Annotated in this window: 17 protein-coding genes, 1 tRNA gene and 2 pseudogenes; 12 read left to right on the plus strand and 8 right to left on the minus strand. The window is 60.8% G+C overall.

Annotation, left to right across the window (positions count from 1 at the left end; all coding sequences use genetic code 11):
* Positions 1 to 67 precede the first annotated feature (67 nt).
* From NW860_RS07320 to NW860_RS07345, 6 genes are all read left to right on the plus strand, one after another.
* A complete protein-coding gene (locus NW860_RS07320) occupies positions 68 to 649 on the plus strand; it encodes a TolB family protein (protein WP_414394562.1) in 582 nt (193 codons plus the stop codon).
* 18 nt (positions 650 to 667) lie between these two features.
* Positions 668 to 1,861, plus strand: coding sequence for an LL-diaminopimelate aminotransferase (locus NW860_RS07325; RefSeq protein ID WP_414513359.1), 1,194 nt, complete (start codon positions 668 to 670; stop codon positions 1,859 to 1,861).
* A gap of 175 nt (positions 1,862 to 2,036) precedes the next feature.
* Positions 2,037 to 2,813 carry a hypothetical protein gene (locus NW860_RS07330; protein WP_414513361.1) on the plus strand — a complete coding sequence of 259 codons (777 nt, stop codon included), beginning with the start codon at positions 2,037 to 2,039 and terminating at the stop codon, positions 2,811 to 2,813.
* Between the two features lie 573 nt (positions 2,814 to 3,386).
* A tRNA-Val gene (locus NW860_RS07335) sits at positions 3,387 to 3,458 on the plus strand.
* Positions 3,459 to 3,630: 172 nt separating this feature from the next.
* Positions 3,631 to 4,410, plus strand: coding sequence for a PspA/IM30 family protein (locus tag NW860_RS07340; RefSeq protein WP_414394568.1), 780 nt, complete (start codon positions 3,631 to 3,633; stop codon positions 4,408 to 4,410).
* Between the two features lie 154 nt (positions 4,411 to 4,564).
* Complete coding sequence (locus NW860_RS07345) at positions 4,565 to 5,029, plus strand: pentapeptide repeat-containing protein (protein WP_414394570.1); 465 nt, start codon at positions 4,565 to 4,567, stop codon at positions 5,027 to 5,029.
* A 6-nt stretch (positions 5,030 to 5,035) separates the two neighbouring features.
* On the opposite strand, the gene cysQ is transcribed toward NW860_RS07345, so the two are convergent.
* From cysQ to rpsP, 5 genes and pseudogenes are all read right to left on the minus strand, one after another.
* On the minus strand, positions 5,036 to 5,839 hold the full coding sequence (cysQ, locus tag NW860_RS07350) for a 3'(2'),5'-bisphosphate nucleotidase CysQ (RefSeq protein WP_414513363.1): 804 nt from the start codon (positions 5,837 to 5,839) through the stop codon (positions 5,036 to 5,038).
* Between the two features lie 15 nt (positions 5,840 to 5,854).
* A complete protein-coding gene (gene hisF, locus NW860_RS07355) occupies positions 5,855 to 6,616 on the minus strand; it encodes an imidazole glycerol phosphate synthase subunit HisF (RefSeq protein ID WP_414394574.1) in 762 nt (253 codons plus the stop codon).
* A 17-nt stretch (positions 6,617 to 6,633) separates the two neighbouring features.
* Positions 6,634 to 7,737 carry an ArsA family ATPase gene (locus tag NW860_RS07360; RefSeq protein WP_414420558.1) on the minus strand — a complete coding sequence of 368 codons (1,104 nt, stop codon included), beginning with the start codon at positions 7,735 to 7,737 and terminating at the stop codon, positions 6,634 to 6,636.
* Complete coding sequence (locus NW860_RS07365; RefSeq protein ID WP_414394578.1) at positions 7,734 to 7,994, minus strand: KH domain-containing protein; 261 nt, start codon at positions 7,992 to 7,994, stop codon at positions 7,734 to 7,736. The genes NW860_RS07360 and NW860_RS07365 overlap by 4 nt, the downstream gene beginning before the upstream one ends.
* 174 nt (positions 7,995 to 8,168) lie before the next feature.
* Positions 8,169 to 8,414: pseudogene (gene rpsP, locus NW860_RS07370) on the minus strand (30S ribosomal protein S16); the annotation flags it as partial.
* A gap of 217 nt (positions 8,415 to 8,631) precedes the next feature.
* Between rpsP and NW860_RS07375 the strand changes: the two are divergent.
* Positions 8,632 to 9,075, plus strand: a complete 444-nt coding sequence (locus tag NW860_RS07375; RefSeq protein WP_414513366.1) for a TerB family tellurite resistance protein — start codon at positions 8,632 to 8,634, stop codon at positions 9,073 to 9,075.
* Positions 9,076 to 9,103: 28 nt separating this feature from the next.
* On the opposite strand, the gene NW860_RS07380 is transcribed toward NW860_RS07375, so the two are convergent.
* The gene (locus NW860_RS07380; protein WP_414394582.1) at positions 9,104 to 9,499 is read right to left on the minus strand and encodes a metal-sensing transcriptional repressor; all 396 of its coding nucleotides are present in this window, start codon (positions 9,497 to 9,499) and stop codon (positions 9,104 to 9,106) included.
* Positions 9,500 to 9,613: 114 nt separating this feature from the next.
* On the opposite strand from NW860_RS07380, the gene sds reads away from it, so the two are divergent.
* Positions 9,614 to 10,585, plus strand: a complete 972-nt coding sequence (gene sds / locus NW860_RS07385) for a solanesyl diphosphate synthase (RefSeq protein WP_414394583.1) — start codon at positions 9,614 to 9,616, stop codon at positions 10,583 to 10,585.
* 7 nt (positions 10,586 to 10,592) lie between these two features.
* Here the strand turns inward: sds and lepB are convergent, their stop codons facing one another.
* Positions 10,593 to 11,279, minus strand: a complete 687-nt coding sequence (lepB, locus tag NW860_RS07390; protein WP_414394584.1) for a signal peptidase I — start codon at positions 11,277 to 11,279, stop codon at positions 10,593 to 10,595.
* Between the two features lie 392 nt (positions 11,280 to 11,671).
* On the minus strand, positions 11,672 to 12,787 hold the full coding sequence (locus NW860_RS07395; RefSeq protein WP_414513369.1) for a hypothetical protein: 1,116 nt from the start codon (positions 12,785 to 12,787) through the stop codon (positions 11,672 to 11,674).
* 111 nt (positions 12,788 to 12,898) lie between these two features.
* On the opposite strand from NW860_RS07395, the gene NW860_RS07400 reads away from it, so the two are divergent.
* The 4 genes and pseudogenes from NW860_RS07400 to NW860_RS07415 all read left to right on the plus strand — a co-directional run.
* Positions 12,899 to 13,630, plus strand: a complete 732-nt coding sequence (locus NW860_RS07400) for a pyridoxine 5'-phosphate synthase (protein WP_414394588.1) — start codon at positions 12,899 to 12,901, stop codon at positions 13,628 to 13,630.
* Positions 13,627 to 14,268 (plus strand): DUF3318 domain-containing protein, encoded by a 642-nt coding sequence (locus NW860_RS07405; protein WP_414406222.1) that lies wholly within the window; start codon positions 13,627 to 13,629, stop codon positions 14,266 to 14,268. Before NW860_RS07400 ends, NW860_RS07405 begins: the two co-directional genes overlap by 4 nt.
* Before the next feature lie 9 nt (positions 14,269 to 14,277).
* Positions 14,278 to 15,087, plus strand: coding sequence for a biotin--[acetyl-CoA-carboxylase] ligase (locus NW860_RS07410; RefSeq protein ID WP_414394591.1), 810 nt, complete (start codon positions 14,278 to 14,280; stop codon positions 15,085 to 15,087).
* An 11-nt stretch (positions 15,088 to 15,098) separates the two neighbouring features.
* A pseudogene (locus NW860_RS07415) lies at positions 15,099 to 15,351 on the plus strand (M23 family peptidase); the annotation flags it as partial.

Consider the following 15,351-nt stretch of genomic DNA (forward strand, 5'->3'; position numbering starts at 1 on the left):
CCTAGCCTAAGCCGAGTTTGTCAACTGGCTATGATGGATGGGAGAAAGGGGTTGGAAAGGCAATGCCATGCTAACCAAGGGCCGGATTCTGTTCAGCCCAGTCGGGTGGGTGGGGAAGTTGTGCTTGGCCGGCTTGAGCTTAGGGCTGCTGGGCTGCAGCCCCGCAGGTTTTCGTACCCCCCCTTCTAGCTTGACCAACAGCGGCCTCAACAGCATCTTCCCCGATGGGGAGCCCGCTTTCAGTGGCGATGGTCGCTACCTGGTGTTTTCCTCAGCCCGCGGCGGCAGTCAGGCCATTTTTCTCTACGACCTGGTGGAACAGCGGCTGGTAGACTTGCCCGGGCTCAATTCCAGCGACGTGGCCGCCAGTTCGCCCGATATCAGCGCTGATGGGCGCTACATCGTCTATGTGTCCAACGCGCTGGGCAAATCGGAGATCTTTCTCTACGACCGCGAAACCCGCCGGGTTGAGAACATCAGCAGCCGGGTGCCAGGGGATGTGCGCAACCCCACCATCAGCGGCGATGGGCGCTTTATCGCCTTTGAGAGTAACGGTCGGGGACAGTGGAACATCGAGATCTTCGATCGCGGCCCGGCGGCCACGCAACCGCCTGCAGCCAACTCTTCCAACGCTGGCAGGAACCCCTAGCCCCTTTGGACTTGCTGCATGCTTGCTGCCTTTGCCCAACGACTTGAGCCCCTGCGCTCTAATGTCTTTGACCAGCTAGACCAGGCCAAGTGGGAGGCGCGCCGCTCCGGCGTGGATGTCATCGACCTGTCTCTGGGATCCTCGGATCTGCCCCCACCTCCGGAAGCGCTGGCAGCCATGCAAGCGGCTTTGGCGGATCCCTCCACCTACGGCTACACCCTCTTCCACGACACGGCTGAGTTTCGCGCCGCCTGTGCCCAGTGGTACCAGAGGAAGTTTGGCCTAGTCATCGATCCAGAAACGGAGGTGCTGCCGCTGATTGGATCCCAGCAGGGGACGGCCCTCCTGCCGCTAGCTTTGCTTAATCCCGGCGAGGTTGCCTTGGTTACCGACCCTGCGTATCCTTCCCATGTGGGGGGGATCCATCTAGCGGGCGGGATCCCTTACTACTTGCCCCTGCGGGCAGAAAACCGCTTCCTACCCCAGTGGGATGAGATCCCGAAGGAGATCTGCCGCCAGGCGCGGCTGCTGGTGCTGAGCTATCCCCACAACCCCACTACTGCCACCGTTACCCCGGAGTTTTGGCAGGAAACGCTGCAATTTTGCCAGCGGTACAACATCGTGCTGGCGCACGACTTTCCCTACGTGGACTGGTGTTTCGACGGCCAGGTGGCTCCCTCGGCGCTGCAGGCGGATCCCGATAAGACCCGCACCATCGAGTTCTTTTCCCTCTCCAAGTCCTACCACATGGGGGGGTTCCGGGTGGCGTATGCCATCGGTAGCCGCGAGCTAATCCGAGCCTTGCGGTTGGTGAAGTCCACCATTGACTTCCACCCCTACCAGGGCATCTTGCGGGGAGCAGCAGCGGCTTTGGCGGCTCCCGATAGCTTTTTGGATCACTGGCGGCAGGTATACCGCAAGCGACGGGATCTTGCGGTGGCCGCTCTGCACCGCATCGGCTGGCCCGTGCCCCTGCCGGAGGCCACCATGTACCTGTGGGCACCTTTGCCCGAGTTCTATCGCGGCTCTTCAGCCCAGTTTTGTCTAGACTTGGTACGGGCTACCGGGGTGGCTCTGTCGCCAGGCTCAGGCTTTGGCCCCGGCGGCGAAGGCTATGTCCGCTTTGCGCTGGTGGCAGAGGGATCCCGGCTGGAAGAGGCAATAGAACGAATTGGGGAATTTTTGGGCAAAGGCACTTCTGGTCTCCGGTAGGCCTAGTCGCATAGAGCCAGCTTAGAAGCAGCAAGGGGGCAGGCTACAGATGTTCCTCTGAGGCCGGTTGTTGTCCCCGTCCTGGCCTTTTAGGCTGCCAGTATTAGCTGCAGCCAGTGCCGGCTAATCTGAGCCAGGATAGGAGTTGTGTTGGCCCAGTTGGCTCCCAAGGGGCATGGAAAAAGAGACGCTCGAGAGTTTTTTGTCCATCCGCGGGGTGATGGGGGTAGCGCTCCTGAGGCGAACAGGCCGCCCTTTTTTCTACCGTTCTTTTCAGAACTTGGACAGCCGACAGCAGCAGGCCCTCACCGAAGGGCTGTTTCAGGTTTTGCAAACCATGCCCCCAGGACTGGACTACTTTGACTTTCAGTTTGCCGAGCAGCGGGTTTTGGTCTACCCCCTGGGGCCGGAATGGGTGTTGCTGGTGGCAGTCAATGACGAGCTGGTGATGCCGGTTTACACCTTGGCCGTCAACCGCCTGCGAGCCGAGCTGCAACAGGATGCGTCGAAGGGCCTAGCTACCTTGCGCCTTTTGACCAACCAGGCAGAGGCTGCTCGCAACCCCACCCAGCCCAACGCTACTTTGACAGGGGGCCAGCCCAAGGCAACTCAGCCTATGGCGACGGCCAGCCCCAGGAAGGTGGAGGTTTTCGTGCAATCGCTCAACCATATCTGCCAGATGGCTAGTGGCTATCTGGGCAAGGCGGTGATTGTCAACTACTGGAAGGCAGCCCGACAGGAAGTGCTGGAGCAGCAGGGATCCCTAGCCGAGTGGCTCAACGAGTTTGAGATCGAGCGCAGTGGCCAAATTCACTACAAAGGCCTCCTCAAGGAACTGGACGAGTCTCAGCAAAAAGTGCTGCGGGACTGGGTGCTGGCTTTTTTTCACCGCTGCGAAGCAGTGATCCGCGACTTTCGCAATTTGATTAAGTCTGCCGAATGGCGCCTGTAAGCTACCCGCTCTGAAAGACTCATACAATCTCGGACAAAAGCGGACTTTTGCTCCAGGTTGACGCTTTCTTCCTGCTTCCACGACCCATAGCTAGCAGCAGAGTTCACCTCCACTACCCCACTAGAGGGATCTCCACAGGCGTCACTTCCCGTCGAGCTGACGGTAGTTGCTCCTTGGCTCTTGATGAGCACCCAGGCAAAAGACGGAGCCAACTTTAGCCTAGGCAAAGTCCTACAAGAGAGGTTGGTTATGCCACAAAGCGGCCGATTGTCCGGTGAGAGGAGAGCCCACAGCCATAGCTTGCTTCCGCGAAGCGGCAGCCAGGGGCTCCTTGTAGCCCTACAGCTAGCAAGTCAACCCTGAACCTCTGGGCTGGTTCAATAGGGCAATTCCGTTGGTCGCGTTGGGATCCACCTCCCCCTTCCGCCCCAGGCTGGAGTAACACACCGTTTGCGCTACTCGGAAGCCTCCTTTCCCGTTTCCTTCCCACGGCTCAAGAGGGGGGCTTCCGCGCCGCGTTTTTCGGTGATACGATCAACTACTGACTCTCAGTAGAGGCACGCCTATTCATTGGGGCTGTTAACTCAGAGGTAGAGTACCACCTTGACACGGTGGGAGCCGCTGGTTCGATTCCAGCACAGCCCAGCGCAAGCAAGCCAAAAAAGAGCCAAAGCTGCCACGCAACCCACCCCCATGCAAAAAGAGGCGGGATCCCCTCTGGCTCGCCTCAGGGATCCCTATACTGGAGTAGAGGCTCTGGAAGGCGCCGGGAGGGCGAGGGTAGCATTAGGTCAAACTGCGAGAGGGGGAAAGACCAATGGGATTGTTTGAGCGGGTCAGCCGAATCATTAGAGCCAACCTCAACGCGCTCATCAGCAGTGCCGAGGATCCAGAGAAGATCCTGAACCAAACCATTCAGGACATGGCTGAGGATCACTACCAAATGCGGCAGGCCGTCGCCCAAGCCATTGCTGCCCAGAAGCGCCTGGAGCGGCAGTACGAGCAGGCCCAGCAAAGCGCGGAGGAGTGGCACAGACGGGCTGAGTTGGCCCTACGCAACAACAACGAGGCGCTGGCCCGGGAAGCCCTAGTGCGCAAGAAAACTTTTGTCGAGACTGCCCAAAGCCTGAAGCGGCAGCTGGATGAGCAGACCCGGCAAGTGGAGATGCTCAAAACCAACATGACCAAGCTGGAAAGCAAGATTGCCGAGGCCAAAACCAAAAAGGACATGCTCATCGCCCGAGCCCGCGCCGCCAAGGCTTCCCAGCAGATCAATCAGGTTATCGGCCGGGTGGATCCCAGCAGCGCCTTTGCCGCCTTTGAGCGCATGGAAGAGAAGGTAAACGCTCTGGAGGCCCAATCCGCAGCAGTGGCCGAGCTGGCAGCCGACAGCCTGGAGCAGCAGTTTGCCGCTCTAGAAGCAGGCGGAGCGGATGTGGATCAGGAGCTGAGGTTGCTCAAGGCAGCCATCCAGGCCCAGTTGCCTGCCGGTGAGACGAAAGCTGTGCAGCAAGGTCAAGCTGGAGCCCCAACCAGGGGCAAAGTAGATGTAGATGCAGAATTGGAAGAGCTGCGCCGCGAAATTGATCAACTCTAATGCCAGGAGTTAGTGCGGGGGATCCATCTTCTTCGCCTACGGACGTGGGGCTGCTCTAAAAGAGAGCCAAGAGGTGGTAAGCTCGCAAAGGAGCTCTCTCTGGATAGAGGGGAGCAAGGTCGCCTTCTGGCATTTCGGCAAGAAATCACGAGCAATGGCAACGGTGAGTCTCAAGCCTCTTTTGGATCCCAAGCAACTGTTGCAGGCTTATGCCTCTGGCCAGCGAGATTTTTCTGGCTCTAACCTGAGTGGGGCCCAGTTGAGCGGCGCAAGCTTGAGGGGGATTATCCTGCGGGATGCTGACTTAAGCGGGGCAGACTTGCGCGAAGCAGATTTGTCGGGGGCAGATCTAACTGGAGCCAGCCTACGCGGCGCCAAGTTGCGGCGGGTCAATCTCATCGGGGCTAAGCTGGTGAAGGCGGATCTACGGGGGGCCAACCTCTACCGGGCCAAGCTGCTCAGGGCCGATCTCAGCGAGGCCGATCTCAGCCGAGCCGATCTGCGTTTTGGCGCCGACCTGCGCGGAGCCACCATCACCAACACCCGCTTTCGCGGCGCCCTCTACGACGAGTACACCAAGTTTCCAGAGGGGTTCAACCCGGTTGAAATGGGAATGTAGCTTCCCTCAGGGAACCAAGCCTTGCCAGAGGTAGGCTGCGCCTGCAGCCGTCACCATAAAGGGGGGGTTGCGCAAGTCTGGCTTGTTGTAGCGCAAGGGATCCCCTTGCAAGTCTGTGACGCTGCCCCCCGCTTGCTCGACAAGGCACTGGGCGGCGGCAGTATCCCACTCCAGGGTTGGTCCAAAGCGGGGGTAGAGGTGAGCGGATCCCTCGGCCACTAGGCAAAACTTGAGGGCACTGCCCACCGACTTCACCTCAAGGGGGCCGTAGCGGCGCTGCAGCCGCTTTAAGAACTGCTCCGTTTCCGTGTCCTTGTGGGAGCGGCTGGCCACTACCTGCAGAGGGGGCTGGGCAGGCGGGCGGGACCAGATGGGCTCGTCGCCCCTGTAGGCTCCTAGCTTTTGGGCAGCCCTGTAGGTGAGGCCCAACGTCGGGGCATGGACGACGCCCAAGATGGGGATCCCTGCCTCGACAAGGGCAATGTTGACGGTAAACTGGCCGTTGCCCTCGAGGAACTCGCGCGTGCCATCTAAGGGATCCACCAACCAAAACTGCTGCCACTGTTGCCGCTCCCAGTAGGGGATCCCGCCGGCTTCTTCTGAGAGGACGGGAATCGTGGGGGTAAGCTCCTGCAGTCCCTCGAGGAGCAGGCGGTGGGCAGCCAGATCCGCCTCGGTCAAGGGGGAGGCATCTGCTTTGAGTTCGACCTGCAGCGATTCTTGCCGATAGAAGGGCAAGATGGCCCGCCCTGCCGCTTCTGCTAGGCGGCACACCTCGGGCAAGAGAGCGGCTAGGTTAGAAACCTGCACAGATTCTTCCCCCAGCTAGCGACGCACGGGAATGCCGTGGGCGGCCAAGTCGGCCTTGATCTGCTCAATCGTCAGCCGGCCGTAGTGGAGCAGCGAGGCCAGTAGAGCTGCTTCTGCCCCCCCCTCCTGGAGAGCTTGGCGGATGTGGGCACATTCCCCTGCTCCTCCGGAGGCAATCACCGGCACCGCCACTGCCTCGGCCACCCGCCGGGTCAGCTCCAGGTCGTAGCCGGCCTGGGTGCCATCAGCGTCCATGCTGGTCAGCAGGATTTCCCCTGCCCCCCGCTCGGCCACGGTTTTGGCCCACTCCACCGCATCCAGGCCTGTCGGCTCCCGCCCACCGCGCACGTACACCTCCCACCCCCCGCCTTGAGGTTTGGCGCGAGCGTCAATGGCCACGACGATGCACTGGGAGCCAAAGCGGCGGCTGGCTTGGGTAACCAGATCCGGATCCCGAACCGCTGCCGAGTTAAGGCTGACCTTGTCGGCGCCGGCCCGCAGCAGTTGCCGGATCCCCTCCAGGTCGCGGATCCCACCGCCTACGGTGAGAGGAATGAATACCTGCTCTGCTGTGCGCCGCACCACCTCCAGCAAAATCTCCCGCTCCTCATGGGTGGCGGTGATGTCCAGAAAGACCAGCTCATCCGCCCCTGCCCGATCATAGGCCCGCGCCAGCTCTACCGGATCCCCGGCCTCCCGCAAGTTCCCAAACTGGATCCCTTTGACCACCCGCCCCCCTGCCACATCCAGACAGGGAATGATCCGCTTGGCCAACATGCCCCCTCCCGGGATTTCTAGGCAAAGCTGATAATCAGAAAGGGCTCCTGAAACTTAGCCCCGGTTACCTGCCGGCCTGCCAAGCTGGGCGGCAAGAACAAATTGCGCCGCTGATCCCCAGCGGTGATGGTCAACTCTGGCCCGGATTGGCTCAGCTCGATTTGGGTCTTGCTAAAGCCAGGAAGAAACAGCCTCACGCTGCGGGAGCCCTCGTCGATGGCTACGGGCGGCGGCACCTCAGGCAGGGCAAAGATCCCACTGACTGCCTCTTCCAACGCCGACCAATCCGATCCCTGGCGCCGTGGCAGGGTGCGCACTGGCAGAGGAGAAAACTCAGCCGCCGACACCTCTCCGGGAACTAGCGGCATGACCCAGAGGCCACCCACGGTCAGCCCCACCATCTGGGCACTGCCCCAGAGGTAGCGGGCAACCTGGATCGCCATGGGATCCGGAGTCGTTACCAAATGCGCTACCACCCGCCGCGGATCGGCAATGGCAGAGCGCCCCTGCTCGAAAAGGTTGGCCATCCCCCCCAGGCGAGCTAGGAGCTCCTCCACCGAGGAAAACTCCAGGGTCGTCACCGACCGCAGCAGCGGCTCGAGAAAGGGAAGGAGAGTTTTGGCCAGATCGGATTGGAGGAAAGCCTGGGAAGCTCGCCGCCAGTACCAACTGGCCACCTCTGGGATCCCAAACGCCCGCAAGGTGGTCAAGTCCCCTGGGCCATCGTAGAGAATGCAGTCGTATTGACCGCTGGCATCGTAGCGGCGCAGGGCTTCCAGAGCCAGGGCCTGGTCCATCCCTGGCAGCACCCCTAGCTCCTGCCCATAGATTTCCCGGAAAAAGGGAGTGCGCACGTATTGGGCTTCCAGCTCCCTGGTTGCCGTCCAGTACTGCTCCAGAAGCTGGGTTGTCCGCAGCTGCACCACGCTTAAGTTGGCGGCAATGGTTACCGGCTCGCCGGAAAGCGGGATCCCACCCAGAAGCATCTCCAACCCCGGCCCCGCCTGATGGCCCACTAGCAGCACTCGCCGCCCCTGCTGCGCTGCTGCCCGCGCCACTGCTACAGCTAGAGTGCTCCGGCCCGTGCCCCCCTTCCCCAAGAAGGTCAGGATCTGGCTCATTCTCGCTCTCCTGATTCTCCGTAGATGTCGATGTACAGCGATTGCCCTGCCAACTGGGCTGCTGCTGTCATCACCTGACGAATTGCCTGCAAGGTACGCCCACCTCGCCCCAACACCCGACCGCGATCCTTGGGGTCAAAGGCTAGCCGCAGCCAGACCTTGCGTCCTCCACAGGTGGTTTCCACATCTGTTTGCAGGGGGCCGCTGGTAAGGAGCGGTTCAATCAAAAGATGAGCAAGGGTCTCGTAGTCCGGCATGGGAGGCAAAACGCAACCTAACCGCAAGCGTAGCTGAGCCTAGGCCTCCGTGGCTGCCTCGGGCTGGGACTTCTCCTCCCCCTGCTCTGATCCCTCGGGAACCTTCTGCTCCTCCCCCGCTTCAGGTTTGGCGATGGCCGGCGTGCGAATCGAGGCCACCACACCCCCCTCACCGGCTTTCAACATCTCATAGATGCCCGCTTTTCTGAGGAGGCTGTCCACCGTATCGGTGGGCTTGGCACCGCGCCGCAGCCACTTGAGTAGGCCCGCTGTCTCCAGAACCGTCTCCTTGGTGCGCGGGTTGTAGTAGCCTAACTCCTCCAGCGGGCGACCTTCCCGGCGAGCCCTACTGTCAATAGCGATGATGCGATAGCTGGGTTGGTGCTTCTTTCCAAAGCGCTTGAGCCGCAACTTAACCATTGGAGGTGCTCCGCAAGCTGGGTAGGGTTGTCTAGGAAACGGAAACCGACCGCCTAGCCTCTCCTCCACGTCCCTTCCTGGAGGCTGGGTCCGGCTAGTCGCTAACACAGGCTTCTCATTCTAGTCGATTTTCCCCTACCTGGATAAAGTGCCGACTCAACCCCAAGGGGGGATCTTCGTGGCAAAGTTGAAGAGGAAACCCAAGGCACAACTTCACATGATCACCTACACCGACTTGACTGCAGAGCAGCGCCAGCTCTACCTAAGAGCCCTCATTGCCGTAGCCCGCGTGGACGGCCAGCTCGATGAAGAAGAAGCCGACTTCTTTCTGCAAATTGCTGAAGGCATGGGCATTAACAAAGAGGTAGCTCAAAGCTATCTGGCCGGCGAGACGACTGCAACCCTAGAGCTCAGCGCCATCCCGCCTCTGCACAACGCTGCCGGGGCCTTGATCCTGCGGGATTTGGCGGCGATGGCAGTGGTCAACAACGAGCTGACAGAAAAAGAGGAGGCCCTGATTTTTGAAATTGGCAAGGCCATGCAGTTTAGTCGGGAGGAGATTGACGAATTTCTAGACTGGGCCTTCATGGGCCTGCAGTGGCAGCTGAAAAGTGCCGCTCTCCTGCAGCGGTATGCCCAGCCCGCTGCCAGCAGCAGCTAGAAGCCTAGGGCCGCCACCAACGGCTGCGCTAGCTGAGGTAGCGATCCAGAGCCCGCTGCAGCTCTTCCAGTTCCACCTCAATATTGCCGCTTTCAACGGCATGGCGAATGCAGTGGCGGATGTGATCGTTGAGGATAATCCGCGCCAGCCGATCTAGCGCCCCCTTGACGGCGGCAATCTGGAGCAGCACATCCGGACAGGGTTGATCCTCTTCGATCATGGAGCGGATCCCCCGCACATGCCCCTCAATGCGAGCCAGGCGGTGAATCAGCTTGCGCCGCGATTGCGGATCGTGGCGGTGAGGTTGGGCCCGCCCCGAGAGAGGGGGTCGCTCCAACGCCAGTTCCCACTCTTCCTCCCAATCAGGTTCTTCAGGAAGTGGAGGAATGGAGCCAGTCTGAAGCGGGGGAATAGGATCGGCCATAGGAGGAGTCGAGGACTGTCTGCATGATACCCCCTGCTTTTCTCCGAGCAGGTTGAGGTGCTCTAGAATAGGAAAGGATATGAAATTTTGTAAATCCTCTCCTGGCTTGGCTTCATGACCTCCGTACTCTCCCCCTTTGGCCCCGTAGAAGCGGATCTAGAGCGTTTACGCCAGAACTTGACGCGGCTGGTCAGCGCCAAACACCCCATCCTGGCCATGGCTGCCGAACATCTGTTCTCGGTGGGGGGGAAAGGGATCCGACCAGCAATCGTGCTCCTGATCGCGCGGGCCACTACGCCCGACGGGGAGATTACCCCCCAGCATTGGCGCCTGGCGGAAATTACCGAGATGATCCACACTGCCAGCCTGATGCACGACGACGTCATCGACACTGCTACCGTGCGGCGCGGCGTCAGCACAGTCAACACCCTTTTTGATAACCGGGTGGCGGTGCTGGCAGGGGATTACCTGTTTGGGCAGGCAGCCTGGTATTTGGCCAACCTGGACAACCTGGAGGTGGTGAAGCTGCTGTCCAAGGTCATCATGGACCTGCCAGAGGGAGAGGTGCGCCAGAGCCTCACTCGCTTTGATCCCGACGTCTCCCTGGAAGAGTACCTCGCCAAAAGCTTTTACAAAACCGCCTCCCTTATTTCTGGCAGTGCTAAGGCAGCGGGTCTCCTGAGCGGGGTAAGTCCTGAAGTAGCCGATCGCCTCTTCGACTTTGGCTGCAACCTGGGCATCGCTTTTCAGATTGTCGATGATCTCCTCGACTTTACTGGGTCGGCGGAGACGCTGGGCAAGCCAGTGGGATCCGACCTCATCCAGGGCAACCTGACAGCACCCGTTTTGTTTGCGCTAGAGGAGTTTCCGCAGATGCGGGAGCTCATCCTCAGAGAGTTGGCCGAACCGCAGGATCTCCAGCAGGTTCTAGAGTGGGTCTACCAAAGTGAGGGGATCCCGCGCTCCCGCCAGTTGGCGCGCGACTATGCCCAACGGGCTGCCGAGGCCCTGCAAGTTCTTCCAGACTCTGAAGCGCGCCAGGCTCTGCTGCAGATGGTAGACTACGTCCTCGAGCGGCCTTGCTAGAAGGCTTTTACGGAGATAGACCCGAGGCTCGAGCCGCCGCTGCCGAGAGCTCAGGGTAGGTGGGTGGAGTGAAAAAGCGCAGGCGATTGGGTGGCCAAAAGCGAAAGATGGTATTGCCGATAATGTTTTCTTTGGGCAAAAACCCCCAGATGTGCGAGTCCTGGCTGTCATTGCGGTTGTCCCCCATTACAAAATAGGAGTTAGGAGGGACAACAAATTCCGATCCCTGGTTGGGCACTCCAGGACAGCGCTCGCCAGGGCAGGAGTAGTCAGGGGGAGCGTAGATGTAGTCCTCCTGGAGAGGAATGCCGTTGACGATCACCTTGCCCTCAGCAATGCGGATGCGATCCCCTGGCAGGCCAATTACCCGCTTGATGTAAGCACCGTTGAAGTTCAAGTGGGCAGGCGGGTAGAAGACAATGATGTCGCCGCGTCTGGGGGCGCTGAAGCGGTAGCTAACCTTTTCTACCACCAAGCGATCCCCTTCTTCTAGGGTGGGCAGCATGGAATCCGAGGGGATCCAGCGCGCCTCCGCCACAAAGGTGCGAATGCCAAGGGCCAGTAGCAGCGCCAGCAGCACCGTCAGCAGGTTTTCCCGCTGCGCCTGCCACCAGGTGCGAGATGGGGAATTGGCAGGGGTTTTGCTGGGCGGCAACTGGGGCTGGGGCAAAGACCTCGGATCTGTGGAGGGCATGGAGGCTAAACGCGCATGACTGCACGATTTCCAGATTATCGCACCCGGCAGGAGCGGAGACCGTCCCCTTTCCTGGCACTAGAAAGGCAAACGTCTGGCAAAACTTGATGGCGATTTCAGATGGCGATTTCAACAGAAGAACAGCTTGAGCGCTTAGTCGAGAAGTAATCTTGCAGCGGACTGATTGGCTGGCGGGGGATACCGAAAAGCCCTTGGCGCGAGTCGAGAAACTATACAGGGATCTGGTATTGCTTAGAGCAGCGGAGGACGGCTGGAACGTCTTGGCCTTATTGCTGGGGCGACCGTTATTGCCGGCGTCATTTTGACTGCTAGGTTCGCAAAAACGTGGGGAGCTGGCAAAAGCAGGGGGATCCCGCCAAAGGCCTAGCGGATCAACTGCCGGAGGTGAGTTTTTCCCAGTCCTGCTGGTGGATGGCAAGCATCTGGGCCTGGGCCTGGATGGCCGCTAACGTCTCTGCCATCAGGGGCCAGTTGCTGTCAGGGGGAGTGGGATACTGCTTAAGCTTCCCCAGGGTGCTGCTAAGGGCCACTTGCAGCTGCTGCAGCAGTTGGTGGGTTTGTTGGGCCAAAGCCAAGGTCTCGGAGACGCGGAGGCGGTTTTGGCCTTGCTGGTACTTCTGGAGGGCTTCTCCTCGCAGAATGCTGAGGATGGCTCCTTCCCTGGGAGGAGAGCCTGGCCCGCTTTTGGAGGGCTGGGGGATAATGCGCAACTGCAGCACCAGCGGCTCCCCCCGGTACAGCCGCTCCGCTTCTGCCTGCTGCGGCTCCCCGATGAGGCTGGGATCGAGAGCCATCATCCGCTTCATGGCAGCGATTAGCCTAGCCCGGATGGGTTCCGAGAGTTCCTTGAACAGATCCCGCAAGATCCCCTGCTGGCGGTAGCGCACCCGACACAGCACTCCCTCCTGGGGCTCTACAAAAATTTGCTCTGCTTTCTCGTCTAAAGCCCGCCGCAGCATCGAGTTCAGCAACTGCTGCACCGTCTCTTCCGATTCGTCACTAGGAGAGGGCGGAGCAGTTGGCCGTGCCGGCAGCGGCTGGGTGGGAGTTGGGTGGCTGGGCGGCTCAGCTAGGGGAGCGGGGACTTCTGGGGTGGTGCGGCTGGCTTGGGCCTGCAGGCGGATCCGCTCTACCTCTGCTGGGCTGGGGGGATGGCTGAAGTAGTGGGCAATTAACTCCTGCTGCTGCTCCAGCGTAATCGGAACTGGCTCAACCGAGATCTGGGAGTAAGCCAGCATTTTGCTCACGTAGTCCAGGGCTGCCAAATCCTGGGGATCCACCATGCCCAGGATCAAGCTGTCCGTATCCAGGGCCAAAGGCACCACCTGGTAGTAGATACAAATCTCCACTGGCAGGTATTGGGCAATCAGGGCCGCCACCCGCGCTCGGTCAATTAGAGAAGGGTGTCCTACCGCCAAAGAGGCATTGGGATTGGTCATGGCAAGCCTGCAGGGATCCCGGAGGGGAAAAGCGTCGTCTTCGATCATAGGCCCTTGACCTCCGGGGTTTCTGCCTCGCCTGTCCCTAAGCAGCCCAGATTGAATAATGTAATACTAGGAGCATTCCTTTGGATCTTCTGCCACGAGAGAACGTTAGCCTTGGTCAGCCTTGGAGTCAACATCGACCACGTGGCCACGCTGCGCCAGGCCCGCCGCACCGTCGAGCCGGATCCGGTGGCCGCTGCCGTCATTGCCGAGTTGGCAGGCGCAGATGGGATCACGGTGCACCTGCGCGAGGATCGCCGCCACATTCAGGAGCGGGATGTGCGGCTGCTGCGGCAGACGGTGCGCACCCACCTCAACTTGGAGATGGCGGCAACAGAGGAGATGGTGGCCATTGCCCTGGAGATCAAGCCTGACTACGTCACGCTGGTTCCCGAGCGGCGGGAAGAGATTACCACCGAAGGGGGACTGGATGTGGCCAGTCAGGTTTCACGCCTAGGTGAAGTGGTAGATCGACTGCAGGGATCTGGCATTCCCGTCAGCTTGTTTGTCGATCCAGATCCCATCCAGATTGCCGCTGCTGCTCAGGTGGGGGCGCGCTGGGTGGAGCTGCACACCGGGCGGTATGCGGAGGCCTCCTCGGAAGCCCAACGGGAGGCGGAGCTGGCCCAGCTGCAGAAGGCTAGCCAACAGGCCATTCAACTGGGGTTGCGGGTCAATGCTGGGCACGGCCTCACCTACTGGAATGTGGGCCCGGTGGCGCGGATCCCGGGCATAGAGGAGCTGAACATTGGCCACAGCATCATCAGTCGGGCAGTGCTGGTGGGGTTGGAGCGAGCGGTGCGAGAGATGCGTCAGGCAATGGGGTTAGGAGTGGGCCCGGCATGAACTCGGAGTACTACGGCTACGACAACGGCTACGATTACGTTCTCGAGCAGGCTGAGATTGACCGCCTGCTGGATCTGCTGCCGGCCAGCATGCGAGAGAGCGTCAAGATCTTGCCGGCCTCAGAGCGGCAGACGGTCGTAATCAAAGGCCGGCGGCAACTGCCCTGGGAGCGGCAGCTGCGGCTTTTTATTAAACCCTACGAGTGGCGGCAGTTTACCCCCTTGCAGCGGGCGGGGTTGTTCTTGCACAAAGTAGGCTACTACAGCCGGGCAGCCTCGCGGCAAATCGACTTTTACCTGGCTATTGCTGCCTTGGGGGGCTTGAGCCTGATCTTCGAGGTGGTCCAGCAGGATCCGGTGGGGGCAACGGTTTCCGGTGGCTTAAGCGGCTTGGCTCTCTGGCAGTTGCGCCGCGACCAGACCAACGACCGCCGCCTTTTGGCTGCTGATGCCTACGCTGTGGACCGGCTGGTGTTGCGCGGAGTTCCGCGGTTGCAGGCAGTGGAGGCCCTGGGGCAAGCGCTGCACCTGGAGGCTCGCCTGGAGGGTCGCTCTGGCAACGACCTACTGGACATGCTGCGCTACCAAAACCTGAAGCGGCTGGCCCAGCGCCCAGCAGAAGATATTGTGTTGAGCTAGTTTCAAGCCATGCTTTCCCCCGCGCGGCTGGGATCCCTAGTGGGTCGAGGGGGATGGGGGCATCACCTCCTCCAAGTGGCAGTAACCGATTCCACCAACCGGCTGCTCTTGGACTGGGGTCGCCGTTTCCCTCAACCTCTGCCCCTGGGCACCGTTCTGGTCAGCACTCGCCAGCGGGCAGGCCAGGGCCAGCACGGGCGAGTATGGCACTCGCAGCCAGGGGGGTTGTACCTGTCGGTCTGGCTGGGATCCCCTCCCCTGCGGCATTCCCTGCTGGAATTGACCCTGACCTTGGCCTGGGGCATTGCCGGCAGTTTGCGCCATCGGTTGGGGATCCCGCTGCGGCTGAAATGGCCCAACGACCTGGTGATAGTGGACAGGCAGGGGCCGGCTTTTCTGCGCAAGCTGGGGGGGATCCTGGTGCAAGGCCGCTTTGGGGAAAGGGGACAACTGCTGGGGCTGGTGGCCGGCGTAGGTGTGAATATCAACAATCCCGTGCCCGCCGAGGGAATCAATTTAGCTGAGATCTTGGGATGCCGGCAGGATAGCACCGCCATTGCCGCCTGGGTTTTGCAGGGGATGGAGCGGGGGTTCCAGGTCTGGCTCAAGGAGGGGTTTGCTGCTGTTTGCTGCGAGTACGAGACCTGGACAGTGAAGCCGCAAATCCAATGGCTCCCAGGTGAGGCGTCGGCTACGGTTTTGGGCCTTGCCGAGGATGGCAGGCTGCGGGTACAAACTCAGGGGGGGCAGATCCTCGTCCTCTCTCCGGACCAGGTGCGCCTAAGCTATCAAGTGTCTCTTGCCAGTGGCTGGGAGTGAGGGATCCGTTGGTGGCCACCGATTTTTGGCAGCATCTTTCCTCTTGGCTGGGCAGCAGCTCGGCAGCAAGAGGGCGGCAGCTGCGGCGGCTGGGGCTGAGTCTAGGCGTGGGGCTAAGCCTGCTCTGGTCCTCTCCCACGGCGCTGTTGGCGCAGATGCACTTGCCCCCTCCTCCCCCTGTGGGGCCAGCGCTGGACACCCCTGCCGCAAAGGCGCTGCTGCAAGATGGTGCCCTTCCCCTGCCGCAAGACACCCTGAGAACCC

The organism is Synechococcus sp. F70.1, assembly GCF_047502745.1.
In the GTDB taxonomy this organism is placed as follows: domain Bacteria; phylum Cyanobacteriota; class Cyanobacteriia; order Thermostichales; family Thermostichaceae; genus Thermostichus.